The sequence below is a fragment of the Streptomyces sp. NPDC029151 genome (assembly GCF_055564315.1).
Map to the genome: position 1 here is coordinate 51,990 of NZ_JBVHWQ010000015.1, position 25,052 is coordinate 77,041.

General features: G+C 69.8%; 31 protein-coding genes, 1 tRNA gene and 1 pseudogene. 16 read left to right on the top strand and 17 right to left on the bottom strand.

Features of this window, described 5'->3' with window-relative positions:
- Positions 1–208 precede the first annotated feature (208 nt).
- The 3 genes from ACZ4VF_RS35750 to ACZ4VF_RS35760 all read right to left on the bottom strand — a co-directional run bounded on the left by ACZ4VF_RS35750 (position 209) and on the right by ACZ4VF_RS35760 (position 3,308).
- Positions 209–1,129: an RNA polymerase sigma-70 factor gene (locus ACZ4VF_RS35750; protein ID WP_467931260.1), complete on the bottom strand. Its 921-nt coding sequence runs from the start codon at positions 1,127–1,129 to the stop codon at positions 209–211.
- On the bottom strand, positions 1,126–2,331 hold the full coding sequence (locus tag ACZ4VF_RS35755) for an NAD(P)/FAD-dependent oxidoreductase (RefSeq protein ID WP_467931261.1): 1,206 nt from the start codon (positions 2,329–2,331) through the stop codon (positions 1,126–1,128). Before ACZ4VF_RS35755 ends, ACZ4VF_RS35750 begins: the two co-directional genes overlap by 4 nt.
- 467 nt (positions 2,332–2,798) lie before the next feature.
- Positions 2,799–3,308: a DinB family protein gene (locus ACZ4VF_RS35760; RefSeq protein ID WP_467931262.1), complete on the bottom strand. Its 510-nt coding sequence runs from the start codon at positions 3,306–3,308 to the stop codon at positions 2,799–2,801.
- A gap of 159 nt (positions 3,309–3,467) precedes the next feature.
- Between ACZ4VF_RS35760 and ACZ4VF_RS35765 the strand changes: the two genes are divergently transcribed.
- Positions 3,468–3,902: a contact-dependent growth inhibition system immunity protein gene (locus ACZ4VF_RS35765; protein WP_467931264.1), complete on the top strand. Its 435-nt coding sequence runs from the start codon at positions 3,468–3,470 to the stop codon at positions 3,900–3,902.
- Positions 3,903–4,005: 103 nt separating this feature from the next.
- Here the strand turns inward: ACZ4VF_RS35765 and ACZ4VF_RS35770 are convergent, their stop codons facing one another.
- Positions 4,006–4,554: a putative immunity protein gene (locus ACZ4VF_RS35770; protein ID WP_467931265.1), complete on the bottom strand. Its 549-nt coding sequence runs from the start codon at positions 4,552–4,554 to the stop codon at positions 4,006–4,008.
- A 194-nt stretch (positions 4,555–4,748) separates the two neighbouring features.
- Between ACZ4VF_RS35770 and ACZ4VF_RS35775 the strand changes: the two genes are divergently transcribed.
- Positions 4,749–4,931 carry a hypothetical protein gene (locus ACZ4VF_RS35775; RefSeq protein ID WP_467931266.1) on the top strand — a complete coding sequence of 61 codons (183 nt, stop codon included), beginning with the start codon at positions 4,749–4,751 and terminating at the stop codon, positions 4,929–4,931.
- 429 nt (positions 4,932–5,360) lie between these two features.
- Here ACZ4VF_RS35775 and ACZ4VF_RS35780 read toward each other — a convergent pair whose 3' ends face one another.
- Both ACZ4VF_RS35780 and ACZ4VF_RS35785 read right to left on the bottom strand, forming a co-directional pair.
- Positions 5,361–5,900 carry an HAD domain-containing protein gene (locus ACZ4VF_RS35780; protein WP_467931329.1) on the bottom strand — a complete coding sequence of 180 codons (540 nt, stop codon included), beginning with the start codon at positions 5,898–5,900 and terminating at the stop codon, positions 5,361–5,363.
- 144 nt (positions 5,901–6,044) lie between these two features.
- Entirely contained in the window at positions 6,045–6,614 is a 570-nt protein-coding gene (locus ACZ4VF_RS35785; RefSeq protein WP_467931267.1) for a GNAT family N-acetyltransferase, read from the bottom strand.
- Between the two features lie 188 nt (positions 6,615–6,802).
- Here ACZ4VF_RS35785 and ACZ4VF_RS35790 point away from each other — a divergent pair.
- Positions 6,803–6,894: transfer RNA gene (locus ACZ4VF_RS35790), tRNA-OTHER, on the top strand.
- 245 nt (positions 6,895–7,139) lie between these two features.
- Complete coding sequence (locus ACZ4VF_RS35795) at positions 7,140–7,463, top strand: hypothetical protein (protein WP_467931269.1); 324 nt, start codon at positions 7,140–7,142, stop codon at positions 7,461–7,463.
- Positions 7,464–7,582: 119 nt separating this feature from the next.
- On the opposite strand, the gene ACZ4VF_RS35800 is transcribed toward ACZ4VF_RS35795, so the two are convergent.
- Entirely contained in the window at positions 7,583–9,058 is a 1,476-nt protein-coding gene (locus ACZ4VF_RS35800; RefSeq protein WP_467931270.1) for a hypothetical protein, read from the bottom strand.
- 38 nt (positions 9,059–9,096) lie between these two features.
- Here ACZ4VF_RS35800 and ACZ4VF_RS35805 point away from each other — a divergent pair, with 38 nt between their 5' ends.
- Positions 9,097–9,228 (top strand): hypothetical protein, encoded by a 132-nt coding sequence (locus ACZ4VF_RS35805; protein ID WP_467931271.1) that lies wholly within the window; start codon positions 9,097–9,099, stop codon positions 9,226–9,228.
- Between the two features lie 122 nt (positions 9,229–9,350).
- Here the strand turns inward: ACZ4VF_RS35805 and ACZ4VF_RS35810 are convergent, their stop codons facing one another.
- Positions 9,351–9,737 carry a winged helix-turn-helix transcriptional regulator gene (locus ACZ4VF_RS35810; protein WP_467931273.1) on the bottom strand — a complete coding sequence of 129 codons (387 nt, stop codon included), beginning with the start codon at positions 9,735–9,737 and terminating at the stop codon, positions 9,351–9,353.
- A 105-nt stretch (positions 9,738–9,842) separates the two neighbouring features.
- Between ACZ4VF_RS35810 and ACZ4VF_RS35815 the strand changes: the two genes are divergently transcribed.
- Together ACZ4VF_RS35815 and ACZ4VF_RS35820 are read left to right on the top strand one after the other, a co-directional pair.
- On the top strand, positions 9,843–10,472 hold the full coding sequence (locus tag ACZ4VF_RS35815; RefSeq protein WP_467931274.1) for an NAD(P)-dependent oxidoreductase: 630 nt from the start codon (positions 9,843–9,845) through the stop codon (positions 10,470–10,472).
- On the top strand, positions 10,469–10,912 hold the full coding sequence (locus ACZ4VF_RS35820) for a nitroreductase family deazaflavin-dependent oxidoreductase (RefSeq protein ID WP_467931275.1): 444 nt from the start codon (positions 10,469–10,471) through the stop codon (positions 10,910–10,912). Before ACZ4VF_RS35815 ends, ACZ4VF_RS35820 begins: the two co-directional genes overlap by 4 nt.
- 47 nt (positions 10,913–10,959) lie before the next feature.
- Here ACZ4VF_RS35820 and ACZ4VF_RS35825 read toward each other — a convergent pair.
- Positions 10,960–11,115, bottom strand: a pseudogene (locus ACZ4VF_RS35825) (fumarylacetoacetate hydrolase family protein); the annotation flags it as partial.
- A gap of 475 nt (positions 11,116–11,590) precedes the next feature.
- On the opposite strand from ACZ4VF_RS35825, the gene ACZ4VF_RS35830 reads away from it, so the two are divergent.
- The 3 genes from ACZ4VF_RS35830 to ACZ4VF_RS35840 all read left to right on the top strand — a co-directional run bounded on the left by ACZ4VF_RS35830 (position 11,591) and on the right by ACZ4VF_RS35840 (position 13,541).
- The gene (locus ACZ4VF_RS35830; protein ID WP_467931277.1) at positions 11,591–12,337 is read left to right on the top strand and encodes an alpha/beta hydrolase; all 747 of its coding nucleotides are present in this window, start codon (positions 11,591–11,593) and stop codon (positions 12,335–12,337) included.
- A gap of 257 nt (positions 12,338–12,594) precedes the next feature.
- Entirely contained in the window at positions 12,595–13,089 is a 495-nt protein-coding gene (locus ACZ4VF_RS35835) for a MarR family winged helix-turn-helix transcriptional regulator (RefSeq protein ID WP_467931278.1), read from the top strand.
- Positions 13,086–13,541, top strand: coding sequence for a MarR family transcriptional regulator (locus ACZ4VF_RS35840; protein ID WP_467931279.1), 456 nt, complete (start codon positions 13,086–13,088; stop codon positions 13,539–13,541). Before ACZ4VF_RS35835 ends, ACZ4VF_RS35840 begins: the two co-directional genes overlap by 4 nt.
- Before the next feature lie 598 nt (positions 13,542–14,139).
- Here ACZ4VF_RS35840 and ACZ4VF_RS35845 read toward each other — a convergent pair.
- Complete coding sequence (locus ACZ4VF_RS35845; RefSeq protein ID WP_467931280.1) at positions 14,140–14,862, bottom strand: lytic polysaccharide monooxygenase; 723 nt, start codon at positions 14,860–14,862, stop codon at positions 14,140–14,142.
- Between the two features lie 319 nt (positions 14,863–15,181).
- Between ACZ4VF_RS35845 and ACZ4VF_RS35850 the strand changes: the two genes are divergently transcribed.
- The gene (locus ACZ4VF_RS35850) at positions 15,182–16,708 is read left to right on the top strand and encodes a glycosyl hydrolase family 18 protein (protein WP_467931282.1); all 1,527 of its coding nucleotides are present in this window, start codon (positions 15,182–15,184) and stop codon (positions 16,706–16,708) included.
- Positions 16,709–17,063: 355 nt separating this feature from the next.
- On the opposite strand, the gene ACZ4VF_RS35855 is transcribed toward ACZ4VF_RS35850, so the two are convergent.
- Together ACZ4VF_RS35855 and ACZ4VF_RS35860 are read right to left on the bottom strand one after the other, a co-directional pair.
- Positions 17,064–17,489: a DUF4267 domain-containing protein gene (locus ACZ4VF_RS35855; protein WP_467931283.1), complete on the bottom strand. Its 426-nt coding sequence runs from the start codon at positions 17,487–17,489 to the stop codon at positions 17,064–17,066.
- Between the two features lie 168 nt (positions 17,490–17,657).
- Positions 17,658–18,104 carry an anthrone oxygenase family protein gene (locus ACZ4VF_RS35860; protein ID WP_467931284.1) on the bottom strand — a complete coding sequence of 149 codons (447 nt, stop codon included), beginning with the start codon at positions 18,102–18,104 and terminating at the stop codon, positions 17,658–17,660.
- A 91-nt stretch (positions 18,105–18,195) separates the two neighbouring features.
- On the opposite strand from ACZ4VF_RS35860, the gene ACZ4VF_RS35865 reads away from it, so the two are divergent.
- The gene (locus ACZ4VF_RS35865) at positions 18,196–18,774 is read left to right on the top strand and encodes a TetR/AcrR family transcriptional regulator (RefSeq protein ID WP_467931285.1); all 579 of its coding nucleotides are present in this window, start codon (positions 18,196–18,198) and stop codon (positions 18,772–18,774) included.
- A 592-nt stretch (positions 18,775–19,366) separates the two neighbouring features.
- Here the strand turns inward: ACZ4VF_RS35865 and ACZ4VF_RS35870 are convergent.
- Together ACZ4VF_RS35870 and ACZ4VF_RS35875 are read right to left on the bottom strand one after the other, a co-directional pair.
- The gene (locus ACZ4VF_RS35870) at positions 19,367–19,744 is read right to left on the bottom strand and encodes a toxin Doc (RefSeq protein WP_467931286.1); all 378 of its coding nucleotides are present in this window, start codon (positions 19,742–19,744) and stop codon (positions 19,367–19,369) included.
- Positions 19,744–19,983 (bottom strand): hypothetical protein, encoded by a 240-nt coding sequence (locus tag ACZ4VF_RS35875; RefSeq protein WP_467931288.1) that lies wholly within the window; start codon positions 19,981–19,983, stop codon positions 19,744–19,746. Before ACZ4VF_RS35875 ends, ACZ4VF_RS35870 begins: the two co-directional genes overlap by 1 nt.
- A 218-nt stretch (positions 19,984–20,201) precedes the next feature.
- On the opposite strand from ACZ4VF_RS35875, the gene ACZ4VF_RS35880 reads away from it, so the two are divergent.
- Entirely contained in the window at positions 20,202–20,627 is a 426-nt protein-coding gene (locus ACZ4VF_RS35880; protein ID WP_467931289.1) for a transposase, read from the top strand.
- On the opposite strand, the gene ACZ4VF_RS35885 is transcribed toward ACZ4VF_RS35880, so the two are convergent.
- Positions 20,558–21,172, bottom strand: a complete 615-nt coding sequence (locus ACZ4VF_RS35885) for a DUF3995 domain-containing protein (RefSeq protein ID WP_467931290.1) — start codon at positions 21,170–21,172, stop codon at positions 20,558–20,560. The genes ACZ4VF_RS35880 and ACZ4VF_RS35885 overlap by 70 nt on opposite strands.
- Positions 21,173–21,448: 276 nt before the next feature.
- Here ACZ4VF_RS35885 and ACZ4VF_RS35890 point away from each other — a divergent pair, with 276 nt between their 5' ends.
- Positions 21,449–21,784 carry a hypothetical protein gene (locus tag ACZ4VF_RS35890; RefSeq protein WP_467931292.1) on the top strand — a complete coding sequence of 112 codons (336 nt, stop codon included), beginning with the start codon at positions 21,449–21,451 and terminating at the stop codon, positions 21,782–21,784.
- Between the two features lie 161 nt (positions 21,785–21,945).
- Here the strand turns inward: ACZ4VF_RS35890 and ACZ4VF_RS35895 are convergent, their stop codons facing one another.
- Positions 21,946–22,212: a hypothetical protein gene (locus ACZ4VF_RS35895; RefSeq protein WP_467931293.1), complete on the bottom strand. Its 267-nt coding sequence runs from the start codon at positions 22,210–22,212 to the stop codon at positions 21,946–21,948.
- Positions 22,213–22,889: 677 nt separating this feature from the next.
- Here ACZ4VF_RS35895 and ACZ4VF_RS35900 point away from each other — a divergent pair.
- Both ACZ4VF_RS35900 and ACZ4VF_RS35905 read left to right on the top strand, forming a co-directional pair.
- On the top strand, positions 22,890–23,345 hold the full coding sequence (locus ACZ4VF_RS35900; protein WP_467931294.1) for a DUF6228 family protein: 456 nt from the start codon (positions 22,890–22,892) through the stop codon (positions 23,343–23,345).
- Positions 23,342–23,848 carry a hypothetical protein gene (locus ACZ4VF_RS35905; RefSeq protein WP_467931296.1) on the top strand — a complete coding sequence of 169 codons (507 nt, stop codon included), beginning with the start codon at positions 23,342–23,344 and terminating at the stop codon, positions 23,846–23,848. Before ACZ4VF_RS35900 ends, ACZ4VF_RS35905 begins: the two co-directional genes overlap by 4 nt.
- 162 nt (positions 23,849–24,010) lie before the next feature.
- Here the strand turns inward: ACZ4VF_RS35905 and ACZ4VF_RS35910 are convergent, their stop codons facing one another.
- A complete protein-coding gene (locus tag ACZ4VF_RS35910) occupies positions 24,011–24,625 on the bottom strand; it encodes a hypothetical protein (RefSeq protein WP_467931297.1) in 615 nt (204 codons plus the stop codon).
- Positions 24,626–25,052 lie beyond the last annotated feature (427 nt).

Below are 25,052 nucleotides of genomic sequence, written 5' to 3' on the forward strand. Positions count from 1 at the left end.
CCGGGCTTTCCGGCCGCGCCGTGCCACGACCACGACCAGCGCCCCGCCTCGCCGAGCCGTCGCCGCCTGGTCCGGAAGCGTGGCGTAGCGGCCGGCCGGGCCCGGGTCGGAGAACGGCTCTCCGGCTGCTTCGAGGCTTCGCGCCCCCGTCAGGCTGCCGCCGAGGTCACCGACCAGGGCCGCGCGACCCGGCCGTCCACGGTGACCTTCACCGCGTCCTGATGTCGTAGGCGGTGCCGCCGGTGACGGCCTGGAGTTTGTCCGGATTGGCGACATTGTGGAGGGTGGTGATACGGCCGTCGGCGTCGAAGTCGAAGGTGAGGGTGGCGATCACACGTCCCGGTCCGCTGAACACGATGCCCGGGCCCGCGTTGATCTCGACGAGCTCGGCTCGCATGTCGCCGGGCTCGACGCCCTGGTAGGAGACGGTGCCGAGGGATGCGAACCAGGCGGCCACCGTGGCGGCGCCCACCACCGGGCGCAGGGCCTGGCGGACCTTGCCGCCGCCGTCGGTCCACAGGGTGACGTCCGGACTGAGCAGTTCCATCAGGGCGTTGACGTCACCGCCGGACGCGGCGGCGAGGAACTGCTCGGTGGCCTCACGCTGCCTCGAGCGGTCCGCGGCGAAGCGCGGTCGCCGGGCACGCACATGCTCACGGGCTCGGTGCGCGGCCTGCCGCACCGCGGCCTCGGAACGGTCCACCGCCTCCGCGATCTCGGCGTGGCTGAAGGCGAAGACCTCCTTCAGCACGAACACCGCGCGCTCCAGCGGGCTGAGCGTCTCCAGCACCACCAACATCGCCATCGACACCGATTCGGCGTCCGTAACGATCTCGGAGGCATCGCTGCCGGTGAGGATGGGCTCCGGAAGCCACGGCCCCACGTAGGTCTCCCGCTTGAGCCGGGTGCTACGCAGCCGTTCCAGCGCCAGGTTCGAGACGATTCTCGTCAGGTAAGCCCTGGGACCGGCCACCTGCGACCGTTCCGCGGCGGACCACTTGATCCAGGCGTCCTGGACCGTGTCCTCGGCGTCGGCGGCGCTGCCGAGGACACGGTAGGCCACGGAGAACAGCAGCCGCCGGTGCGTGTGGAAGACCTGCTGGTCGGGCTGAGCGGACGAGTGGGTCACTTGGCCCTCCGGACACGGGTGAAGCGGCCCCCGCGGGGCCAGAACGCGCCCGAGGCGGGCATCTTCTTCATACGGCCGTAGGTCGGCCAGGGCGAGGCGGTCACCGTCTCCTTGTACCGGACGGCCAGGCCGCCGGTCAGGCAGATCCGGCGTGGGCGGTCGTCGGGCCGGGTGAACTGCACCACGGCGTCGTCGCGTCCCAGGCTCACCGGCGTGTGGTAGTAGCCGAAGCGGAACGGCCTGGGCTGTCTGCCCCGCAGTGTCCGGTCGATCGACAACGCGGCGTGCACCCCGGTCGGCATGCCGCTCTGGCAGGTGCCGTGCAGGACACCGTAGCCCTGACGGACGGCGGCGGCGTCGCCGACCGCGTACACGTCGGGGTGGGACACCGACCGCAGCGCGGCGTCGGTGAGGATGCGTCCGCGCTCGTCGACGGCCAGTCCGGCGGCGGCCGCCAGCGGCGGCACCCGTGTGCCGCAGGTCCACAGGACCGCGTCGGCCGCGATGCTCTCCCCGTCCGTCAGCTCCACCGCGCCGGGCAGTACCTTCACCACGTCGACACCGGTGCGCACCCGGACGCCCAGCCGGTCGAGCGCGGCGCGCAGATACGCCCTCGCCCTGCGGTTCATGGCCGCGCCGGGCTGCTGTCTGCCCAGGAGCACCACGCGCAGCCGCGGGTACCGCTCGGCGATCTCCGCGGCGGACTCGATGCCCGTCAGTCCGCTGCCGACGACCATCACCGTGCCCGTGCCGATCCGTCCCAGCCGGTCGGCGAGCAGTTCGGCGTCCTGGACGCTGCTGAGGGTGTACGCGTGGTCCTCGGCCCCCGGCACCGCCGAGGTGTCGGCGACCGAACCCAGGCCGTACACCAGCGTGTCGTAGTGCAGCACCCGTTCGTCGTCGATCCGCACGGTCTTGGCCTCCGCGTCCACCGCGGTGACCCAGCCGCGCAGGAACCGTACGCCCGTGCCCTGAAGCAGCTCCGGGATGCTCAGCTCGGCCGGCCGACGCCCGGTCGCCGTCATGTGCAGTCTCATGCGCTCGGTGAACCGCTCGTGCGCGTTCACCACGGTCACCCGCACGCTCTCGTGCCGCTTGGCCCGGGCCGCGAGCTGGACGGCCGCGGCCAGGCCGGCGTATCCCGCTCCCAGGACCAGCACCTGGTGGGCGGTCGCCGTACCGGTCGACTTGGATGCGCTCATCGTCGTGTCCTCCTCGGCTCGCTTGCTGACGCCCACCAGATGGGAGCAGACGACCCGGACGTGACACGGGGTGGATGTGATGCGCGACACAGGCGGGATCACAGGATCGCCGGGTCCCGGATCAGCCCGCCGGGACCCGCGAAGCCCTCATGAGACCAGGCGGCCGGCACGGAGGGAGCGGTGGCCCGGCGGCGCCGCGCCACAGTGCGCTCGCTCAGGCCCCGGTGGGTGCACGGCCCCGTGCCCCACGGGGTTCCGCGGTCGGCGAGAGCGGGCACGACGCCTCGGGCACGGACCGGGTGCGGTGGATGCCGTGGTCGTAGCCGCGGCCGGTGCCCAACGAGCCTGGCCGGCGGTGGAATCGGTCGCCCCGCCGTGACCGGCAGCGTCGGCCGACCTCACCGTGGACCGGCACGATCGCGTCCGGCCCGGACACGGCGTGGGGAGGGCCGGTGGCGCCGGTGGACTCAGGCGCCCACGGTCCCGTCGATGCCCTCACGCAGAAAGTCCGCGTGCCCGTTGTGGCGGCCGTACTCCAGGAGGACGTGCACCATCACCATCCGCAACGACACTTCCTCGTCCCATCGTGGCTGGTACCCGGCCTGGTCCAGGGAGGCAGCCTCCCGTTCGACCCGGCGCGAGTTCTCGACCTCGGCCTCCCAGGCTGCGAACGCCTCCTGCCTGGTCGACGTGCTCGCGTCGTACGCCGCCTGGAAGTCGACCTCGTCGGACCAGACCATGGGCGCGTCGTTGTCGTCGAACACGCGACGGAACCACGCACGCTCCACCTCCGCCATGTGCCGCACGAGACCGAGCAGCGAAAGCGTGGACGGCGGCATCGACTGCCGCCGCAGCTCCTCGTCGGTGAGTCCTTCGCACTTCATGGCGAGGGTCGCGCGGTGGTAGTCGAGAAAGGCGCGCAGCATGTCCCGCTCGCTACCGAAATTGGGCGGTCCTATGCGGTTGTCGCCGGTCACTGGTCGTCCCCCTCATCGTGCTTGCGTGCGGAGCCAGTATCCACTTCACCCGACTCCCCCTCGACGACGGGTACCGCCATCAGGACCGACCGTCACGCACCACCTCGTCGGTCACCCCGAGTCGGAGATCGTCTGGCCGTGACGGCGAGAATGAGCCGCATGGACCACTTGCTGCACCTCGACCGTACGCTGGACGAGTTGGACCCACCCGTCTGGGCGCCGCCTGCCGCTGACGCGACCCACCTGGTCCGCAAGGTCCATGCTTTGCGGCTCGTGCCCCTCGGCGAACTCGGTCCTGCGGACCTGCGCACCCTCGTCTCACAGCGGGTCGCGCTGCCCTACGTCCTTCCCCTCGCAGTGCGCCTGCTGCTGGAGGAACCGCTCCTCGACGCCTATTTCCACGAGGGCGACCTGCTGCTCGCCGTGGTCGACGCGCCCCCGGCGGCGTGGGCCCTGCTGCCGGAACTCGGTGCGCGGCTGTGCAACGTGATCACGGCACTGCCGGAGACGGCGGTCGCCCGCCTGCCCAGCGGAGCAACTGAGGAACTCGCCCGCTTCGTTACGGGCTTTCCCTCCCGCGAGCCGCACACCTGAAGGGGTTCGTCAGGCGCCGATGCGGAAGCGCCTCATCCCCGACTCCCCCCGCGCCATGACACGCAGGCGGCGGCGGTGCGCCCGCTGCCGGAGGCTCCTGCGGTCACCCGGGGAATGTGAGTGAACGAACTCCGACGTCCAGCATGCGGATCAACTCACCGACCCGTCCTCCGCCACTTGGTGCCGCGGGAAAGCGTTTGAGCACGTCGACGACGGCGGGCGTGGCATGGCGCACCGTCTGCTCAAGGTGTCTGACCCCGACGCTCCGGTCGTCACCGGCGAGGAGCTCGGCCGCTCTGGCCGCGTAGGCGCCGGCCCCGAGAATGTGCTTGACCTGGGTGGCCTTGGCCAAGGGATGCAGGTAGGCGGCGCCGGCCGCGGACATCGCTGCCCATGCCGCCTCGCGCGCAGCCGGGCAGCCCGTGTCCTTGGCCGCCTTCAGGGCTGCCGACGCCGTGTCCCGCAGAGATTTCCCGCGCTCGCCGCCCCGGGCGAACTCCCAGGCGGCACGGACAGCATCTCGGGGTCGCGAGTCGCCCGGCTGATCAGCCTCGAACATCTCGAGCACCACTTCAGCGCACGTCGCGGCGAACCCGGTGACCTCACGGAGGTCCTGCTTGCTCAGAACGATCTCGCTCACTTCCGCCGTCATCGTTCCATCATCCGTGATCGGGTGATCGGTTGATGCGGCTGGGGGGGGGCAGCCCGTGCCTGCCAACTCCGAAACGGACGGAGCTCGTTGAAACGGCGGGGCCGTCCAAGCTCAAGTTCCGCTCAAAGCAGCAGCGTCTGCTTCGAGAGCGAGCGCATACTCACGGAAACGATCACACACAGGGGAGATGGCGCATGAAGACCTGGCTGACCCGAGCGACGGTGCTGGTCCGCGACACGGTGTCCGGCCGTCGGCGTCTCGAGCGGTACACCGACCCGGAGGCCCACCGCCGTAACCACAACCGAGACGCCCACCTCGCCCGCCACTACATCCCGTCGGCACAGCAGATCCCCGTCACTCTGTCGAGCGGCATGTAAGCGGCTGCCACACTGATGCCGCCCGGTCGAGGCTCACCAAGGTGTCGGGCACGACGAACGGGTGGGGGATGCCGGCCGGCCGGGTCGCCGTAGGGCCCCCGTGGTTCGCTGCCCGATGTCCGGCCAGTACGTGACGGTGGCCTCGACGAGGCGCCGACCGGTCCGCACAAGCCAGCACCGGGTCCACGGTGCCCACGTCGCCCCGCGTTGAGCCGGGCCCAGCGCGGGGCCGACTGCGGCGAGGTCTGTTCCGCACTGACGGTGCGGTACGCGCGGGGCCGCGTCCCGTCCCACAGGGGTGCCATGTGAGACCACCGGCTGACGCACGCAGACCACCTCAGCGGCCACCCCGCCACAGCCTCACGTCAGAGCTCGCCGATGTCCCCCCGTTCGCGGACCGAGGCAGCCGGTTGTCGACGGGCCGCGGACTCAGTCGAGGCCGGTCGCCCGTGCCGTCAGCGCGGCGAAGTCGTCCCTGGTCAGGCCGCGTCGTGGGTCGACCCGGTGCAGCAGGGCGGGACCGTCGTGGTGGTCCTTCACCCAGGTGCGGTCCGCCTGCGTGATGTCGTCGTCGACCCAGGCGAACGCACGGCCTTTCGCCCACGCGACGACCTCGGGCGTCTTCCAGAACACGCCGTCCCCGGGCTCCGGTCGAGGCAGGGGCCAGCGGATGAAGGGCAGTTCGGGCAAGCCCAGAACTGGCGCGACGAAGACGTTGGCTTCCTCCTCCCACGTCGTCGCCCATACGAGGTCGAAGGGAAGTGCGGCCAGCGCCGGGCCGTGACGCGGGTTGAGCCACACCCGCAGTGGCCTGACGGGTTTGTTCGGCAGCCCCCACTCGGTCAGCCGGCGCCGCTCGGCGGCCACCCAACGAGGGGTCAGCAGGCGGTGTGTCTCATAGCCCTCGGGTCGACGGTGCGGTTTCGCGGCATACGGATTCAGCGGTCCGTCGACATCCACCAACAGCACTGGTCGCACAGGCTCGTCCCTCTAGGCTCCTGACCGCAGGGTAAGGGCCGCCCGACGAGTCCGCGTGGGCCCGCCCCGGCTCCCGCCGGCCCGCACGCACCGCATCCCGGGGGGCGCACATGTGCTGCCCGCGCAGGTGATTGCTCAGGGGCAGGGCATGCTCATGTACAGGGCTTGTTCGCCCGATGAAGACGTGCCGTCGTAGAGCGTGGTGTCCAGCCCGCAGAAGGTGAATCCCATCCGCCGGTAAGCGTGGATCGCCGGGGCGTTGATGTTGGTGACCTCCAGCCAGATGTGCCCGGCACCGGACTCGCGGGCGAACCGGACGGCGCAGCCGACCAGGCCGCGTCCGACGCCGTGGCCCCGATGCGCCGGGGCGACTTCGATGTCCTCGATGGCCAGCCGTCGGTTCCACGAAGCGTACGAGACAGTGGCAAAGCCCGCCGGAGAACCGTCGGCGTCGACCGCGACGAAGGTACGGCTGTTCGGATCTTCCTCGGCCCCGGAGGTGTCGGCGTCGTCGCTCTCGTCGGCGGGAAAGACCTTGCGGATGGGCGGGTCCACCGGAATCTCCTGGAGGGTGAACCCGGTCTCCGTGATGTCGACGTGAAAGATCGTGTGGGTGGTGAAGGATCCGTCGAGCGCCATGATGGCCTCCGTGTCCGCGGGCCGGGCAGTACGGAACTCGTAGTTCATGTGGTCGGCTGTCGTCACGGCATCAACCTATGACCGGCCTGGCCGGCATGGACGGGTTCCGGACGTGCCGGAAGCCAGGCTGCCGGAGCGGGCCGCGGCGACCAGCGCCGGGCATTCGGATGCGCACACCTTCGCCAGGAAGCGATCTTCCCCCTGTGAGATGTCGAGCGTTCGAGTACGCGAAAATCGGATGCGCAAGGGCCGCGGCCGGCGTTACCGTTCCTGCTGTGCAGGTGCGCAGGCTGCGGCTACTTCGCCTCTCAAGCGGGTAACGCGGGTTCGAATCCCGTCGCCGGTGTCATGCCGGTGTCGTCCAGCGGCCCAGGACGCCTACAGTGCGCCGCCGTCGACCTTGAACTCTGCACATCAAAGCAGGTCGCTCACCGCGGGATAGCCGGTGGGCGACCTGGTCATGTGATCCGGCGGCCGCGTCGACAGGTCGCGGGCAACCGTACCGTCCAGCCCGGCTTCGTCACTTTCCGGGGACGTCGCGCCGGATAAACCGGTGGAAGCGGATGCCATGGTCCTGGGTAGCCTCGCCTCATGGTGGATCACGAGGAGTACGTGAGGTACCGGTACGACGCGAAGGTGCTGGCGGCGATCGGGGAACATGTCGACGCTCAAGTCGGCCGGGTCACGGTCCGACTGCCCAGGACCGTAGCCGAGGCCGCGGTGGACGCGTGGAAACGTGACGAACTGAGTGGGCGCTCTCCTGAGACCCATGAGGAGTACGCGCTTCGGGACCAGGCGGCTGAGCTCGCCCTGATCGGCCTGGCGATCTCGCAGCGTGGTCGCTGGGAGGACGACGAAGTCGTGGTGGACCTGGATGTCGCGTCTGCGGGGGCGGCCTCGCGCGCGTCGCAGTAGCCGGGCTGTGACCGTCGCCGGCCGGCGGCACCGGCGGACACCTTCGGCCGGAGACACCGGCCTGGTGAACGGGCATGGCCGACAGCATCGGCCAGTGGCTCTCGGATACTCTCGGACGGCTACCGGGCGGCCTTCAACAGCTGATCGACGGATGTTTCGGCCCACCGGGACTTGGTGTTCATTCCGTACGGCTCCTGCTCTGAATCGCTGAGTCGTTCGCTGCCGTTGGCTTTGCGTGCGATCGAGACGTTCAGGTAAGGGTCCATGTCTCCCTTGGCGACAAGAGGGTGCTCGGGCCAGGCGACGGGGAGGACCCACCACGCGCTCACATAGTCCGTGGTGTGCGTCAGGTTCAGCATCTCGCTGCTGTGGTAGATCTTGGCGTGGTAGCGCAGGAAGTCGTTTCCCGCACTCGTGAGCCAGTCCGGGGCATCCTGTTCGTGTGCTCCGGTTTCCTGGTTCCAGGAGGTTTCTTCCGAATCCTGGTAGTTGTTTCCGAGCTTGCCCCGGTCGGCCCTGATGAACGAAGTGTCCGCGACGATCTCGACACGACCGATCCCCGCGTGCAGCGGTACGTCGACCACGAAGTCCCGCGACAGATCGTCGCCGGGATCGAGGCGATCGCCAGGGTTCGCGAAGGTCCCCATGCCCAGCATGCGGGAGGGTCCGTAGACGACGTGTCTCACTGTTTCGTCGAAATCTTGGAACTCTCGCTTCCAGGTGTCTTCTGTCGTGCCTTTCTCCGTGAACCGAGTGGGCCACGCCAAGACTTTCCAAAGGGTACCCACCACATAGATCCGCACCGACCCGCTGTTGCGGAACTCCACGTGTTCCGGGACATGGAGCATTTTTCCGTCCGCGCTCAGTGCGGGCTCGCCGAACGAGACGCTGAACGGAGTCTTCACAGGCGTCGAGTAAGGGACGTACATCTGGGAATAGACGAGGCCTGCGATGCCGATGACCGCGGACACCACCACGCTCATCGCGATACCTCTCGGGTGCGGGATCTGCTGCCACACCCCCTGCCGTGCAAGCATCCACAGCGCCCAGGCCGCCCACACGGCCAGGCCGATCCACAGCCAGAGGAAGATGGTGAGCGACCGACCCTGGATCTGAGTGATGAGAAACATGAGGTCGGTGACGGTCACGCTGCCGACGCCGACGAGGACGGCTGCGCCTGAGTAGCGCACCGCCCTGTTGCCCCAGTAGTCGCTCGCCGCCACGGCCGCGACCGCTTCCACCAGCGAAGCGGCCACGAAGACGACCCCGACGACGCGCCCGCCGTACGCCAGCGCGTTGACCGCGTCCTTCGTCCCCACATGGAAGAGCACGGCGGCGGACACGAGAAGCCCAAGTGCCATCAGGGCCCCAGCGGCTCGTCTGCGCCAAGGACGGTCGGGCCAGTGGAACGGGTCTGCCAGCCAATCGACCTGCCCCGGGTCGTCGAGGTCCAGGTCCGGCAGGCCCGCTCGGCGCACCAGCCGCTCGAGACCGCGTCGCGACCAAGCCCGCCCGACGGTCTCCCCGCGCACCCGCAGGGCCCGCCGGCCCCGGTCGTCCGGCGCCTCCACGACGACTGTAGGGCGGTTGCGCATGGGCCAAGGGTGGCAAGGCTTTCGCGATCACTCACGCAATGACGCGCACCCGCATCCCGGTCGGCCTAGCGGGCGCTCGGGAGAACGAGGTGCGCGACGACCATCACGGCGAAGGTGAACAGCACGGCGAAGGTGAACAGCACGATCCGCTCATCGACGGCGTGATCTGACCCGTGCCGCCTCAGCGAGCTGTGCCCGACGCGCCGTCCGGCTCGGTCGAGGGGGCGATGCCCGCGCGCGTCCGGCGTGCTGCCGCGGCGTGCTGCTCCGACCTGCGGCCGCGGTGGCCGTGTCAGACGACCTGGTCGACGCGGGTGGCGTGGTCGTACGACTCGCGGGCGTCGAGGAGTTCGTCCCAGTGCTGCTCGGCCCACGCGCAGGCGACCGCCATCGGTTCGAGCATGCTCTGGCCCAGCGGGGTGAGTTCGTACTCGACGTGCGGGGTGGTGTCGGTGTGGACGGTGCGTGTGATCAGGCCGTCGCGTTCCAGGGAGCGCAGGGACTGCGTGAGCACTTTGGGAGTGACGCGGCTGAGGGGTACGCGCAGTTCGGAGTAACGGCGTGGCCCGGACTCGAGGCAGCGGATGACGAGGGCCGCCCACTTGTCGCCGAACCGGATGGGGTTGAGCGAGGACGGGCACAACTCGTCGAACATGTCGGCGGGCAGGGGTTTCCTCATGGCCTCACGATAGCCGGTATCCGGTCGGTAACCACGGCCGTCGTTAACGTCGGTGGACCGGCCAGGAGCACACGGTCTCCGGCCCTGGGGGAGAGGCGGTTCGTTGTGGACATCGTGATTTTCGGCGCGGGGGGCCGGGCCGGGCGGCAGGCCGTCGCCGAGGCGCAGCGGCGCGGTCACCAGGTCACCGCCGTGGTGCGCGCCCCCGCGCGCCACGGCGGTGACCTGGCCGGTGCGCGGTTGGTGGCGGGCGACGTCACCGACGCGCTGAGCATCGAGCGGGCGGCCGCCGGTCACGACGCCGCCGTCAGTGCCGCCGTGGATCTGTCCGTGCCGGCGCACGGGTTCTTCACCGCCTCCTCCCGCGCGCTGAGCAGCGGTTTGGCGAAGGCGGACGTCAGCCGCCTGGTGGTGGTCGGTCTCGCATCGGTCCTGCCCGGGAAGTCCGGTGTTGCCTTGATGGACGAGCCCGGCTACCCCGACGAGTACCGCTCGTTCCACCTCGGCCACGCGGCCGGCCTCGACGAACTCCGGGCCGGCGGCCTCGACTGGGCGTACGTGGCTCCCGCGGGCGACTTCGACCATGACGGTACGCGCACCGGCCGGTACCGGATCGCCGACCACGGGGACTCGGACAGCCGGATCTCCTACGCCGACTTCGCGATCGCGCTGCTCGACGAGATCGACGCCCCCCGCCACCACCGCGCCACGGTCAGCGTCGGGGAGGCGCGATGACGGAGGTCCACGACAGCCGGAACCCCTTCGTCGCCGAGCACATCCGCCGCTTCGAGGAGACCGGCGGCCGGCCCCGGCCGGGCGTGAACGACCTGCTGCTGACGACCCGGGGCCGCAGATCGGGCCAACTGCGCCGCACCGCACTCGTCTACGCACGTGACGGTGACCGCTACGTCCTGGCGGCCTCCAACCGCGGTGCCGGCCACCACCCGGCCTGGTACCTCAACCTGCTCGCCGACCCGGACGTCACCATCCAGGTCGGGGCGCTGGCCTTCGCCGCCTGGGCACGTCCCGCCACCGGCGCGGAACGTCCGCGTCTGTGGAGCCTGATCGTGTCGGCCAGGCCGGAGTACGCGGTCTATCAGACGCAGACCACCCGGGAGATACCCGTGGTCGTCGTGCGAGCCGTCGACCCCCCGGCCGTCGGCGCCCTGGGCTGACCGCGGCGACAGGAGCGGTGCGCGGGTGCGCCGCACTGGTCGCCTTGTACTCCGATGAAGATGTACGGCAAGTCCTCCGCCGCCCGCCGGTCCACTCGCCGGTCTCCGTGCGACGCTCGCTCTCCTTGCGGGTCGTCACCGGGGGCGCGGGGGACGACGCGTGGGTCGATCACGTGCTGCCGGTCGTTCGCCCCCGACCGGAAGCCCGGCATCCGGCTCCGCGTGACCCAGACCCCGCGGACCGTCGTCGGCGACACCGTGCCCCTGTGCCTGCGGAGGACTCGCCGACGGCGTCGAGAACGACGAGGGCGGTGACGAGGCGGTGCTTCCGGCCGGCGCATCGGCCTCGTCCACGAGAACCCGACGGCGCAACAGCACCCTCGGCGCGTCCCGCTGTCGCAGAGCCTCGCCTCAGAAGCGGTGATCAGGCCCAAGCGGCTCCTCAGATTCCAAGGAGTATCGGCACAGTGCTCCGACTCCCTGGCCTCCGGCCGCGGAGCTCGCGCGAAAAGCGATGGGCGGACCACGGCGGCCGCTGCTACCTTGGGGAAGGCCGTGCGAGAGAACGAGGAGGTGGTACCCGTGAACGTATCGACATGGGTGCTCTCCCTCGGGGTCACGGTCGGGCGATAGGTCGTCCGGGAGCGCCGTTCACGCGCCCTCCCGAAAGGCACGACCATGGCTCTCCACTTCACTTCCGAACAGCGTCTCGAGGACGACGTCCTCGAACGCGCATTCACCATCGGCGATATCCCCGGCATCCTGTGGACGCCGGCATCCGCATCCGCGTCCGCACCGGCGCCGCTGATCCTTCTCGCCCACCCACCGCTCGGACTGCGCACGATGTATCCCCGACTGGTGGTTCGGGCCCGGCGAGCCGCGGCGGACGGGTTCGCCGCGGCCACCATCGAGCTTCCCGGGAGCGGTGAACGGCCTCGTTGGGCCGCCGCCGAGCAGGCTCGCGCCGACCTGCGCCGGGCCATGGCAGCCGGCGGGCCGGTAAGCGACGAGATCATCGACGCCCTGATCCTCCCGCTCGTCGACAGGGCCGTCCCGGAATGGCAGGCCGCCCTGGACGCCCTCATGCCGCTGCCCGAGATCGGCGGTCCGGTCGGATACTCGGGTGGACTGATCTCCATCGGCGTTCGCCTGGCGGTGGTCGAGCCGCGCATCGTGGCCGCCGGCTTGTTCGCCGGGAGTCTCGTGCCCCGCGCCGTGTTCGAGGAGGCCCGCCGGGTCACCATTCCGCTGCACGTCCTGCTGCAGTGGGACGACGAAGGCAACGACCGGCAGGCGGCCCTTGACCTGTTCGACGCCTTCGGCTCGAAGGAGAAGTCGCTGCACAGCCACATGGGCGGGCACACCGGCGTCCCGGAGTCCGCGGGGGAGGACGCGGCCCGTTTCTTCGCCCGGCACCTGAAGTGAGGCCGGGCCGCAAGGCCGTCAGCAGAAGGCAGGCCGTGGAGGCCAGGATGCTGCTCGTCGCGGGCAGTCCGTGAGTTCCTCTGCCGGTCAGGCGCGGGTCCCCGCCAACTCGGCGGGGGCCCGCGGGGTCCGAAGCCACCCGGGCCCCGTGCGCCACACAAACAGGGGCGCGACAAGGACACATGCGACCCGGACCCTCACGTACCCGACCGGAAAAATAGTAGCCATGAACATAGTAGCCATGTAATCTATTTGCCATGAGCAAGGGTTCACCGGGCCCCACGCCCGGCTTCCTCGTATGGCGGCTCGCCAACAAGTGGCGCGTCGCGGTCGATCGCGCGATGGCTCCACTGGGCCTCACCCACGCGCAGTACTCACTGGTCGCGTCGCTGTACGGCATGCAACGCGCCGGTGAGCGGCCCAGTCAGCGCCGGCTTGCCGACCACACGGGCCTGGAGGCGCTGTACGTCTCGAAGCTGGCGCGCGCCCTGGAGTCGGCCGGCCTGATCGAGCGCACCCGCGACCCCCGCGATCCGCGCGCTGTACAGCTGGCCCTCACCGAGCGGGGACAGGCCGTCACGCGGCAGGCCATCACGGTGGTCCAGGAACTGCTTCAGCAGTTGCTGGATCCGCTCGGCGGCCTCGACGCCCCGCGGACACGCGCGTTCACCGACGAGCTGACGACCCTGCTCGACGCACCTCTCGCTCCATCCGTACCGAACGACAAGAGCACACAGGGGACGACACCATGACCATCGACGCATCCGCCACCGCACCCCTCGCCGACGCGCGTGCACTCGGCCTGGCCCATTACGCCGCCCGCGGCGTCCTGGAGCGCGCCCTGGCCCGGCACGGCATCACCTTCGAGCAGCAGATCGCCCTGCGCGCGGCCGTCACCGCCGACACCCCGCAGACGACGGACGAACTCGTCACCCAGGTCAAGGGCTCGCTCAAGGCCGACCCGGCCCGCATCCGTGCCACGGTCGACGAGCTGCTGGTCAAGCGACTGCTGGTCACCGACGGCGCTCACCTCCGCCCGACGGATGCCGGGCGCGAGCTGCTCGACACCGTCGGCGCGGAGACCGCTCCCCTCACCGCCCGTATCTGGGGTGGGATACCCACCGAAGACCTGGCCGCCGCCGGCCGCGTCCTCGCCCTGGTCACCGAGCGCGCCAACGCGGAGCTCGCCACGCTGACCGCCTGACCCCCCGTCGGCGAGTGAGCTGTCGGGTCTCCTGTCGTAAGGCGGGCGACGCACCGCCAGGCTTTCGAAATGTTCGAGTGAAGGGTGTCCCTGGCTGAGGAACAGGCGGGCGACGACCGGCGACGTCGGCGGGCCGGCGTCGCCGGCGAGGCCGGGCACGTGTCCAGGGCGCAGCCGGTCACGGGGCCGCTGAACCGGTCGCCGTCGCAGCGAATGGCAGTGCCGGCATCGTGGCCGATGCCGGTCTCGGCCGCAGCATGGCCATCCGGCTCGCCTAGGAGGAACACGACTGGTCGTACGTAAGGGCAGTGGACTCCAGGGCGATCGCCCGACCGGTCCCTGCCGAGCTGGTCCAGCCCGTCCGCGGCGGTCCGGTGCTCCCACCCTGGCCGGCAGTCACGGCGAGCACCGTTGCGGTACCGGGCCCATCTCCCGGATCGAACCCTGGCGCTTTCTTTCCGGCCGCCCCCAGCCACTCCGGTGCGTGAGGTTGCACGGCGGAGAGGTGGTCGACGGGGAGCGCCGGCGAGTGACGACAACACGGCGGGTGTGCATGCCCTGCACCACGCACCCTGGCAGGATCCGGAAGAGAGGAGGCCTAACAGGCGCCGAGGTCCTCCCAGACACCCCAGGGACCGGTGGTTCCGGGCTTGTCCCCGGTCACCCACCATTTGGCGCGCCAGTTGTGACCCTCGTAGGACACGGTGTCACCGCCGTTGTAGACCCGGGCGGGGTCCCAGGCCGACGCCGTGCAGGTGCCCCCGCCGGTGCCCCCACCACCCCCTCCGTTGCCCCCGCCGCCGCTGCCGCCGATGGTGACGTCGACGCAGGAGTAGAACGCGTTGGCGGTGTCGGCGATGTTCCAGACGGCGAGTACCTTCTGCCGGCCCGTGAAGCTGCCGAAGTTGACCTGCTGGCTGACGTCCGCCGCCGGCTGCTGGTTGTGGCCGTCGAACTCGGCGATCTTCTGGCCGTTGATGAAGTACTGCCAGTTCGCGGTGGAGTGCCGGGCCGAGTTGTGCCATGTGAACGTCGCCGTCGTGCCGACAGCAGTGGCCTTCCAGCCCTTGCTGTCGTCATCGAGCTCGGCGTATTCCGCGTGTCCGCCGCTGCAGCTCTGCAGTCCCTTCGGTCCCTCGACGCTCTGCGGTTCGTACTTGATCTGTCCGCAGGCGACGACGCCTTCGGCGCACTGTTCCTGACGGCTCGTGGGCAGCGTCACCCATCCGTGGGCGCTGGCCGTGCTCGCCGGGAGGCTGACGGCGAGCACCGGTGCGACCAGCGCACCGATCGCGAGAGCCGCCCGTCTTTTTGCGTTCATGCCATCTCACTTTCCTGCGGCGTGTGGGGTCACGTACTGGTCCGGTCCTGATGCCAACTAGGTCTAGACCATAGCCTCACGCGGGGGCCGGTCAAGAGGTTCACGGCGGCAAGTGCGCCCGCGTGCAGGACGTTCGAGCGTGGTCCAGTCCCCCGGCGGGCGCCCTGTTCAGGCAGGGGGCGCCGAGGGACCCGAATTGGTCTAGTCCCTTTTTGGTCCAGACCATTGACCCAGCCTCTGGCGGGCGCTATCCCAGTAGTCGGCAACTTCCTGTCCCCTCAAGGGACATCGGCCACCCCCTCCACACACCGGGACTGACATGAGACTCGTGCGTTCCTTCCGCGCAGCCCTCACCGCTGCCGTCACCATGGCGGCCGCGACGGGGCTCGCCCTCACGGGAACCGGCACCGCCCAGGCCGCGACGCCCCTGCCGAACCACGTCTTCGCCCCGTACTTCGAGGCCTGGACCGGCGAGAGCCCCGCCGCCCTGTCCGCCCAGTCGGGCGCCAAGCACCTGACCATGGCGTTCCTGCAGACCGCCGCCAAGGGTTCCTGCACGCCGTACTGGAACGGCGACACGAGCATGCCGATCGCCGCCTCGACCTTCGGCGCCGACATCAAGACGATCCAGAGCAACGGCGGTGACGTCATCCCCTCGTTCGGCGGGTACACCGCCGACACCACCGGCACCGAGATCGCCGACAGCTGTACCGACGTGCAGCAGATCGCCGCCGCGTACGAGAAGGTCATCACCACCTACGACATCTCGCGGCTCGACATGGACATCGAGGTCGACTCGCTCGACAACACGGCCGCCATCGACCGCCGCAACAAGGCCATCAAGCTGGTCGAGGACTGGGCCGCGGCCAACGGGCGCAAGGTGGAGATCTCCTACACCCTGCCGACCACCACGCACGGCCTCGGCGACACCGGCGAGGCGCTGCTGCGCAACGCGGTCGCCAACGGCACCCGGGTCGACGTCGTCAACCTCATGACGTTCGACTACTACGACAACCAGGCCCACGACATGGCGAAGGACACCCAGACCGCCGCCCAGGGCCTGTACGACCTGCTCGCGCAGCTGTACCCGGGCAAGAACGCGGCCCAGTTGTGGAACATGGTCGGCGTCACGGAGATGCCGGGCGTCGACGACTTCGGCAAGGCGGAGACCTTCACCCTGGCCAACGCCCGGACCGTGTACGACTGGGCGGTCGCCAAGGGCATCAACACCCTGTCCTTCTGGGCGCTGCAGCGCGACAACGGCAGCTGCGCGGGCGGGGCGGCGGCGGACAACTGCTCCGGCATCCAGCAGAACACGTGGGACTTCACGCACATCTTCGCGCCGTTCACCGGTGGCGGCCCCACCACGCCGTCGAACGACTTCTCCGTCGCGCTCAGCCCGACCTCCGGCTCCGTGACGGCCGGTCAGACCGCCACGGCCACCGTGAAGACGGCCGTGACCGCGGGGGACGCCCAGACCGTGAAGCTCAGCGTCAGCGGGGCCCCGGCGGGCGTCACCGCCTCCCTCAGCCCGACGTCCGTCACCGCGGGCGGCACCTCCACCCTCACCCTGGCCACCACCTCCGCCGCGGCCTCCGGCACCTACACCGTCACCGTGACCGGCGCGGGCACCTCGGGCAGCCACTCGGCCACCTACTCCCTGACCGTCACCGGCGGCACCGGCAGCCAGTGCACCGCTGCCCCGTGGGCCAAGGACAAGGTCTACACCGGCGGCCAGCAGGTCTCGTACAAGGGCCACACCTGGAAGGCCAAGTGGTGGACGACGGGTGAGGAGCCCGGCACCACCGGCGAGTGGGGCGTCTGGCAGGACCTCGGCGCCTGCTGAACCGCCGCCGGCACACCAGCCCCAGGGGGGGCGCACCCCACAGGCGGCCCCCTCCTGGGCATTGCAGAAGCCCCGGTGCCGGGCCTTCGGACCCGTACCGGCGCTGTGGCGCGTGCGGTCGCCGGCAGGCCCGGCCTTGCCGGCCTGCCGGGCCTTGGACATCCCACCTTTTCCTCTTCGGCGGCGGCTCTCGGCAGGTCCGGCTCGATGAACTCCCGCTCCTCGCCCACGGTTCCGGGCGCGTCACGCGCGAAGGACTACCGGGCCAGGGTCAGGGCCAGGGCCGGGGCCAGGGTCACGGCCTGGAGCGGAGGGAGGGGGAACCCACCGATTGATCGACGACCCGGCCCGCGCCCTAGGCGGGCTGCGGAACGCGCGTTCTCGGAGCGGCCGCGACCGTGCGGGTCTCGCGCAGTATCAGCAGGCCATTGACCACCATCAGTGTCGCGGTCAGGCAGTGGACGCCGAGTGCGGTGGCCACGGATCCGTGGTGGGCCAGCACGGTGGCCATGTCGCCGTAAGCGGCGAGGGACTCCACCAGCAGCACCCAGCCCAGCGCCCGGCGGTGGCGCGTCACCAGCAGGATGCCCAGGACCAGGGCCAGGACGATGTCGCGGATCCCCTTGACGATCAGGAAACCGTCGCCGTCGCCGGAGGGCCAATGCGGCAGGCCGAAGCCCGGCGCCGTCGTCTCCGGGCTCAGGATGAACTCCGTCCCGAACCAGAGGATGAAGAGGATGAAAGCGGTGGCCAGCACGGTGTTGCACTTTTTCAGCCACATGGGTCTTCTCCTTGAGAGCCTTCGTCGGTGCGATGAGTTGGGCGTAGCCCGGTAGGTCGTACGGAGTGGGGATTGTGCGCCGGCGGCGTGGCGTCGGCCCGTGCGGTCAGAAGACCGAGGCCCTCTCCCGCTCACGCCGACGGGACGGACGACGGCGAAGGGATGGTGTCAGGTGAGGGCGGTGACCAGCAGGGTGAAAGCGGCGATGATGACGGCGACGCGGACGTAGTGGTACCGGCCCCAACGGTGCAGTTGCTCCTTCCAGTCGGCGGGCCGGTTGTCGGGAGTCCAGGTCTTGTTCCGGTTGTTGATCGGGACGAGCAGCAGCACCGACATGACGACGCTGACGATCAGCAGGCCGGCGGCGGTGACGACGAGAGCGGCGCCGTGGTGGTGCCACCCGGCCACAGCCCAGATCGCGCTGAGGACGAGCGAGCCTATGTACCAGAACGGCATCAGGGCACCGAGCATCCGGCCGCCGTGGGCGTGCCCGAGCTGGGCACTGTCCTCGGGAAGCGCGTCCAGGATCCGGTTCATGATGAAGGCGACGGAGAACTCCACCCCGACCATGAGACCGACGACGACGGTGGTGACGATTTCGAGCGCGTCGAGCATGACGATCCCTCCGTTGAGCTAGCAATGCTAGGCAGTGAGGCAACGCTAGTGCTGCTGTCGCTCGCTTGTCTAGCAATGCTAGGATCGAATCATGTCGGTAAAGGAACGCAAGCAGCGCGAACGGGCGGCCCGTGAACGCCTCATCGTGGCGGCGGCCCGCGAACTCGCTGAGCAACAGGGCTGGGACGCGGTCACCACCCGCCGGCTGGCCGAGCACATCGAGTACAGCCAGCCCGTCCTCTACAGCCACTTCCGAGGCAAGCGCGAGATCATCGGCGCCGTCGCCCTGGAGGGGGCCGCCGAACTGGCCGTGGCGGTGCGTGCCGCGACCGCCGACGTGGACGACCCTCGCGAAAGGGTCGCCGCCCTCGCCCGCGCCTACCTCGACTTCGCCGAGCGCAACCCGGCGGTGTACGACGCCATCTTCCAGCTCGACGGCGGCCTGGCGTACGCGCAGGAGGACACGCCGGAGCCCCTGAAGGACGCCTTCGCCGCGCTGATGGAGAGTCTGAGCGAGGTCGCCGGGAACGGCATCGACCCGGGGCTGTTCACCGAGGTGTTCTGGGCCTCCCTGCACGGGATCGCCACCCTGACCCGCGCGGGCCGCCTGCTGCCCGAATACGCCGAACCCAGGGTGGAGCTGCTGGTGGACCGGCTCGCCGTGGTCTGACACACCATCCCGGCCGACGGCCGGTCGAGGCCTCCGGGTACCGCCGCTGCCTGCCTGCGGGAACCCTTTTCACCACTCGCGTCCACACTGCACAGCCTCGCCGGCCCGTGGCGTCCGTGCCCGGGTAGCGGGTTGGGAGCGGTCCGGCGCGCGGGGGCACCACCGCGGAACGTCTGGGATGAGCTGCGGAAGCGGATCGAGCCGCGGCTGCCGAGGCGGGAGCGCGGGTTGCGCTCCGTGGGCCGTTAGCGGTTGCCGGACCGGTATTTACAGGGCGGGACCGCGTACGTGTCGCCGCACGGACATCGCCCGATGGCCCGGGGTCGGGCTACCCGGTGGATGATCGAGCGAACCTCCGCCTGGCTGGCTGGCTGGCTGGCTGGCTGGCTCGCCCGCCCGGCAACGGCGGATCCACGCCGGACGGGCGGCGGGCCTCTCGCGGCCGCCCTGCTGAGCCCGGTCCCGGCGGCCTGGACGCCGGGACGGCACCCCGCCCCCGCTGTCCCTGATCCGCGGCGGCCCCCGGCCCCTCCCGGGTCTGCCGGCGGTGAGGGCCGCGCGGAGTACGCAGTGCGCCGGCGGCCTGCTTGGATCAGATGCGCCAGGACCGCAGGGCCTCGGCGGTGGCGTAGACGCTCAGTCGGGTGTCCCGAACCTTTCTGACGAGGTCGGACAGGGCGCCGTACGGGGGGTCGATTCCTTCCCCGGACTGATCCATGTACTGGGCGGCCACGAAGGCGGCGAAGAGGCTGTTGCGGTGGGGGAGGGGCTCCAGGCGCACGATCGTGTGCAGAAGCGCGGCCGCGCGCCAGGCGGCATCCGGGTCGGAGGCCTCGAGCGTCGGCATCCGGGTCTTGTGCCGGGCGACAGCCGCCACCAGCGCCGAGTAGTCGGTCACGGTCACGTCTTCGTGCCCGAGGGCGGCCTCCTGGACGTCGAGCAGCCAGGAGACGTCGATGTGTACGACCATCAGGCTGCCGTGATCCCGTCGCCGCGCTGGGAGGGCGCGACCTCTTCGGGAAACGCCTCGTCGAACTCCTCGCGCAGCCTGTCGGCCCAGGCGGTGGCGCCGGCGACGAACCGCTTGCGGTGCATCTCGCGTACGCCCAGGTCGTGCAGGTACTGCTTGAGACTCTTGCCCTCGGCGGCGGCGGCGGCTCGGACGCCTTCCAGCTCCTCGTCGGAGAAGGACACGTTCAGTGATGGCATGACTCGATGGTACCTACTTGGTACCACGCTCCTCAAGGCGGCTGATCGTGATCAGGACAGCCAGGCGCCACGCGCGTCCACCGCTCTGGTCGCGTCACCTCACCCGTGCCGGGGGAAGGCGAGGGAGGCGTTGGGCGAGCAGGGGCTGGGGCTGGGGCAGGGGGGAGCGGGAGGAGGGGCAGGACGAGGGCGCCATCAGTGGGCACACCCCTCACCGCATGCCGAAGTCCGGTCGCCTGGACGGGCGGTGGAGCGATCACCGGAGAGTGATCAATGGGATGCCGTGCCGGATCCGCTCCGACGTCCCGTCGCGGGGCCTGTCAGAGCGGTTCGGGAACGGGAAAACGGTGTACGAGCGCCATCGCCGCTGGTCCGCGGATGAGACCTGGGATCCGGTTCTCCAGGCCATCCTGACCGATGCCGACGCCGAAGAGCGGATCGACTGGAGCATGGCGTGCGGACGGACTTTGCCGGCTTCCCCGCGCCGCAGCACGGTCACCAGCTTGCGAAATCGGCGCGGGATCAGCCCTGTGAACGGGGCCGTGCAGGCGGGCCAGCAGTTACGTGCCCGCTTTCAACCGATCCCGGTAGCCGTCGAGGCCAAGGACAGGACCAGGGCACCGAGCGCGCCCACGTCACCATAGAGGCGCACCTTGCGCCGATCATCGCGTGGGCGGACATACAGCACGGTGGCCCACGCGAAGATCAGACCGCCCACGATGAACCACGGCCCCCACAAGTAGAGGTACCAACCGGTCAGCCCAGTCAGATCCGGCTCCACGGAGACGGCCCCAGCCTCGACCAGTACGCCGTGGACGACGAAGAGGCCGCCATGCCACGTGAGCAGGGTTGCCGCGCCACCGCCGCAGAGCACCATGAGCCGGCTGATCAGCGAGCCCCGCGGTCGCGTCAGGCCGATGCCGACCAGTGCCCCGAAGAGCTTCAGGAAGCCGGTCACGACCAGGACGGTCAGGAACCATGGCACTCCATCGCGAGCGAGCTTCACCAACGACGGCGACACCGTCGACTGCGCGCCGAAGGTATTGCCCGTTGCCCAGACGAAGCTGGGTACCGCGAACGAGAACCCCCATGCTGCAGCGGCGCGTCCAGGCCATTTGCTCAGCTGGAGGCGGTCTGCCTGGAGCGGGGCGGGGCGCACTGTTTCACCCAAGGAGTGCCTGATCGACATGACTCGAGCATGGTGCGAACCACGACGACGTGCGTCATCCTCGCGGAGGATCCGCCTCCCCCACGAGGGCTACCTCTCGTCGCGCCCGAGCTGTACACCAACACCTCAACCGGAGCAGCGGAGAACGCGAGCCTGCCGGAGCAGCCCCCTTGAACGAATGACGCACGGTGGGTCCCCTTCGGCGGACCGGGACGCCATACGATTGAGGGGTCTTGTGAAGTTTCCGGCAGTTGGACGAGGCAGGCGGTGTCGGACCCGGTGAAACAGCTGTCGGAGATGAGCGAACGCGAGTACTTCGCGTGCGTCGGACAACGGCCCGGCATGTTCGTCGGCAAGTCGTCCTTCCACATGCTGACTTCCTTCCTGATCGGCTACGACCAGCATGCGGCGCGTCACGGCAGCGCGGGGCTGGCCGGTTGGCACGAGTGGCTTGTCGCACGCCGTGGCCGCGACTGCAACCACGCCTGGCCGGGCCAGGTCCTGCATATCGCCCTCCCGGACGGCTGGGAGAACATGTGGGACCTGCCACCGGAGGATGAGCAGCGCGCGATCGACGTCCTCTTCCAACTCCTCGACGAGTTCACTGCTGAGCGCGAAAGGTCAACCTCATAAGGCTTGCTGCAAGGCTCTGTCGACCTCGTTCCCGGTCCGGCGTCGCCGGTGACAGGACGACCGGTCCATGGGGGAGCCAGTGCTGGTCCGGCTGATCGGGCGCCGGTGTTTCCTCGACGGTCCGACGTGTGTGAGGTGAAAGTGCCCTGACCGGACCCGGGTCACAGCTCCATGGCGATTCCCCACACCAGCGCGGCGGCGCTCAGGAAGGGGGCCAGCAGCATCATGAGGAAAGCGGCGCCGGAGAGTTGGGCCGGATCACCCTGCGCGGCCTTCCGCCACTGCCCGTTGCTCCAGGCCACGGCCACGAAGAGGACGATCACCAGCCAGTAGGGGCCGTCGTGCCGAAACAGCTGTACCGCGCCGGCTGCGAGGCAGAGGAACGAGAAGGCAGCGATGTAGACGGGCTTGATGCCGTAAAGCGTCACTGTCGTACCCCTTTTGTCTTCGTTGGTATGGGTTGTTATGAGGCGACGGCCGCTCAGGGGGCGCTGTAACCTTCCGACTCGTCTTCTGGATCCTCCGCGGCGTACGGGGAGGGCCCACCTCTCCTTCCCACGTGGCGACACGCCGTTCCACCATGTCAGGCTGACGCAGCCGGAGGCGACCCCCCAGAGCCGCCGAACGCGGCGAGAGGCGCACTGCCGAACCGGTGACCGGCCAGGTCGGCGATGCTGATCGGTCCAAGTTCGGCTGGCCGCCGGTGTCAGCGCCTGGCCAGTCCGGCCGCGGGTTCATTCTCAACCAGGGCTTGGAGACGCTGCGAGCATACGGTCCTCGACGTGGATACGACTGGCAGTCGGTGGCCTACGCGGTAATGGAGTTGCCGTTCTCACCCCGGCGCAGCGGGACGTGGCGCTCGCCGTTCCCGCTGACCTCGGCTTCCCTCGCCGCGATGCGCACACGCCCGCGATGCGCGCACGCTCCTACGGCAAGGTCAGCAGACAGATCGCCAGTGGCGTACGACGGGCGGCGGCGGTCCATGAGCAGGCGGAGCCGCTTCAGGTCGCGGACCAGGTGCGCGCGGCCCGGTGGTGCGGACCTCCCGGCGTACCGGGGGCAGCGCAAGAGACGTCGAACGCGACGATGGCCTACCGTTCTGCCCATGACTTCCCTGCGCGCCGACACCGACGGCAAAGCGAGCGTGACCATCCGCTGTCAGGACAACACGTTCGTCGGCGTGACCTTCTGCGACCGGGTCGGCTCTGACGCGGGCCGTGCGCACTACGGCGTCGAACTGCGCGCCCCAGGTATGACCGCTCGCGTCGACGAGGTCGTCGCCTGGATCCGGGACGGCGATCTCGCCGTGTTCCTGGAAGAACTGGCCGCGGACTACCGGGGATGGGACGGCGAACGGAGCTGGCAGACCGACAACAGAGACCTGACGGTGGCGGCCGTCTTCCGCTCCGGTGGCCACGTCGGGCTGACCTGGACCTTGCGACCCTGGCCGCGGGCCGCCGGAGGCTGGAGCGCCTCGGCGACCACGTGGCTGGAGTCCGGCGAGCGGATGGCTGCCCTCGCAGCCGACGTCCGGAGCTTCCTCACCGGAGAGCACCAGTGACAGCCGGCATACGCCTCACTTGGAAGCTGGGGACACACGGATGGGCTGACTGCACGCTCGAGAATCACCAAGCGAAGGCCGAGGTCACCGCGTCCTACATCACCAACGCGCCCGAGGAGTTCCTGACCGCGGTGGCCCGGCTCATCGGAGGGGAGACGGAGACCCGTGCCCAGTTCGAGGCTGAACCCACCGCCTACCGTTGGATCTTCTTCCGCGAGGGCGACGACGTCTGGGTCCGCGTGCTGGAACTGCGCAATGGCAGCGATCACGACAACAGGGGGACCGAGATCTGGTCGAGTCAGCTCGGCATCGACCAACTCGCCCGCGCCGTGATCCGGTGCTTCGACGAGGTCGCGCAGACTTACGGCGAGAGTGGCTACCGAGGCAAGTGGGGCGAGCACTTCCCCCGAACCGAACTCGAGACCCTGAGACGGCTCTGGCACACCGGCCGGCATCCCCAAGACGCTGGTCGGGACGGCCCGCGAACTGCTCAGGCCGAGTGAGACGAGGCCCACGTCGGTGGCCGTAAGCGGCCAAGCTTCGTGTCCTGTTCGCCGCCTGAGCCGGCGGCACATGACGTGACGACCCCGCCCGTCCCACCGGATTCGGAGAGAGGCGGCATCGCTGCTGTGTTCGGCGGCTCCCGCGGGCAGCGGCCGGCCGGTTCAGAGCTGGCGCAGCACGTACTCGTAGCCGATCTGCGGCTCGGGGGACAGCCAGTGCCGGTGGGCGCCGCCGGCCGGACAGGTCCCGTTGGATCCGTTGCCCGTGAAGAAGAGGCCGGAGCACTGGAGGCACAGGAACCAGTGCCGCTGGCCACCGGGGCCGTTGGTGCCGTCGGGCAGAGCCTCGATCTTGTAGTTGCCCGAACCGGACGAGTTGTGCCACCGCAGCGGCAGACTGCTGTTGGGGCAGTAGGACTTCGTGCGTCCACTGTCCGACCAGCCCTTGGACCACAGGGCGGCGCAGTCTCGGCACCACATCCAGTAGGTGTCACCCACGCCGGGGTCCGTGTCGTACCGCAGGAGGTAATCGCCGCTGCCCGAGCTCTGGTGTCCGTGATCCCAGCCGAAGATGCCGCTGCCGACCGGGCAGTATCCGCTGCCGTTGCCGGAGAACCACAGCTGGCCGCATTGATAGCACCAGGTCCACAGGTGCTGCCAGGCCTGGGCCGGTGTGGCGGTCGCCAGCGTGGTGGTGGTCGCGGCAGCGATCGCGAGGCCGCTTCCGGCCGCTGCCGTGAGCAGGGTGCGTCGAGAGATCGACGGGGTGCACGGCATGGGTGGTCCCCCTTGTCTGCGTGAGTCTGTGATCGCGTGAGTCCGGCCCGCGTCCGAGGAGATGGCGACGTTGCTGTAGCCGCCCGCCGCTTTCGGAGACGGCCGTCGAGGGGCGTGACGACGGTCCGGCCGAACCGTCGGGCGCGGCACAGGTACGTGTCGTAAGAGTCCCCCCAACCTCACGCCCCGAAGATGCCCACGACCGAACCAGATCACTCGGAGCGGCGAAGCACACCCAGGGCTCGTGTACAAACCCGATCAAGGTGTGGTCCCAGGTGCACTCAGTAGTCCGCCTCACCTGACTCCGCGCGCACACAGGTCGCCGCCGACTCCTCTGATGGCCGCCGATCCGACGTGCAGGAACGTAGGGAATCACCGGCCCCACTCGGCGTGACCGTAGCGGTGGTAGCCGTAGGTGTCCCGGACT

What these genes read in the sequence shown, in the direction of transcription:
- ACZ4VF_RS35755 (WP_467931261.1), bottom strand. Translation starts at nt 2,331, where the DNA reads ATGAGCGCATCCAAGTCGACCGGTACGGCGACCGCCCACCAGGTGCTG.
- ACZ4VF_RS35765 (WP_467931264.1), top strand. Translation starts at nt 3,468, where the DNA reads ATGGACCACTTGCTGCACCTCGACCGTACGCTGGACGAGTTGGACCCA.
- ACZ4VF_RS35770 (WP_467931265.1), bottom strand. Translation starts at nt 4,554, where the DNA reads ATGACGGCGGAAGTGAGCGAGATCGTTCTGAGCAAGCAGGACCTCCGT.
- ACZ4VF_RS35775 (WP_467931266.1), top strand. Translation starts at nt 4,749, where the DNA reads ATGAAGACCTGGCTGACCCGAGCGACGGTGCTGGTCCGCGACACGGTG.
- ACZ4VF_RS35795 (WP_467931269.1), top strand. Translation starts at nt 7,140, where the DNA reads ATGGTGGATCACGAGGAGTACGTGAGGTACCGGTACGACGCGAAGGTG.
- ACZ4VF_RS35800 (WP_467931270.1), bottom strand. Translation starts at nt 9,058, where the DNA reads ATGCGCAACCGCCCTACAGTCGTCGTGGAGGCGCCGGACGACCGGGGC.
- ACZ4VF_RS35805 (WP_467931271.1), top strand. Translation starts at nt 9,097, where the DNA reads ATGACGCGCACCCGCATCCCGGTCGGCCTAGCGGGCGCTCGGGAGAAC.
- ACZ4VF_RS35810 (WP_467931273.1), bottom strand. Translation starts at nt 9,737, where the DNA reads ATGAGGAAACCCCTGCCCGCCGACATGTTCGACGAGTTGTGCCCGTCC.
- ACZ4VF_RS35820 (WP_467931275.1), top strand. Translation starts at nt 10,469, where the DNA reads ATGACGGAGGTCCACGACAGCCGGAACCCCTTCGTCGCCGAGCACATC.
- ACZ4VF_RS35830 (WP_467931277.1), top strand. Translation starts at nt 11,591, where the DNA reads ATGGCTCTCCACTTCACTTCCGAACAGCGTCTCGAGGACGACGTCCTC.
- ACZ4VF_RS35835 (WP_467931278.1), top strand. Translation starts at nt 12,595, where the DNA reads ATGAGCAAGGGTTCACCGGGCCCCACGCCCGGCTTCCTCGTATGGCGG.
- ACZ4VF_RS35840 (WP_467931279.1), top strand. Translation starts at nt 13,086, where the DNA reads ATGACCATCGACGCATCCGCCACCGCACCCCTCGCCGACGCGCGTGCA.
- ACZ4VF_RS35845 (WP_467931280.1), bottom strand. Translation starts at nt 14,862, where the DNA reads ATGAACGCAAAAAGACGGGCGGCTCTCGCGATCGGTGCGCTGGTCGCA.
- ACZ4VF_RS35850 (WP_467931282.1), top strand. Translation starts at nt 15,182, where the DNA reads ATGAGACTCGTGCGTTCCTTCCGCGCAGCCCTCACCGCTGCCGTCACC.
- ACZ4VF_RS35855 (WP_467931283.1), bottom strand. Translation starts at nt 17,489, where the DNA reads ATGTGGCTGAAAAAGTGCAACACCGTGCTGGCCACCGCTTTCATCCTC.
- ACZ4VF_RS35860 (WP_467931284.1), bottom strand. Translation starts at nt 18,104, where the DNA reads ATGCTCGACGCGCTCGAAATCGTCACCACCGTCGTCGTCGGTCTCATG.
- ACZ4VF_RS35865 (WP_467931285.1), top strand. Translation starts at nt 18,196, where the DNA reads ATGTCGGTAAAGGAACGCAAGCAGCGCGAACGGGCGGCCCGTGAACGC.
- ACZ4VF_RS35870 (WP_467931286.1), bottom strand. Translation starts at nt 19,744, where the DNA reads ATGGTCGTACACATCGACGTCTCCTGGCTGCTCGACGTCCAGGAGGCC.
- ACZ4VF_RS35875 (WP_467931288.1), bottom strand. Translation starts at nt 19,983, where the DNA reads ATGCCATCACTGAACGTGTCCTTCTCCGACGAGGAGCTGGAAGGCGTC.
- ACZ4VF_RS35880 (WP_467931289.1), top strand. Translation starts at nt 20,202, where the DNA reads ATGCCGAAGTCCGGTCGCCTGGACGGGCGGTGGAGCGATCACCGGAGA.
- ACZ4VF_RS35885 (WP_467931290.1), bottom strand. Translation starts at nt 21,172, where the DNA reads ATGTCGATCAGGCACTCCTTGGGTGAAACAGTGCGCCCCGCCCCGCTC.
- ACZ4VF_RS35890 (WP_467931292.1), top strand. Translation starts at nt 21,449, where the DNA reads ATGAGCGAACGCGAGTACTTCGCGTGCGTCGGACAACGGCCCGGCATG.
- ACZ4VF_RS35900 (WP_467931294.1), top strand. Translation starts at nt 22,890, where the DNA reads ATGACTTCCCTGCGCGCCGACACCGACGGCAAAGCGAGCGTGACCATC.
- ACZ4VF_RS35910 (WP_467931297.1), bottom strand. Translation starts at nt 24,625, where the DNA reads ATGCCGTGCACCCCGTCGATCTCTCGACGCACCCTGCTCACGGCAGCG.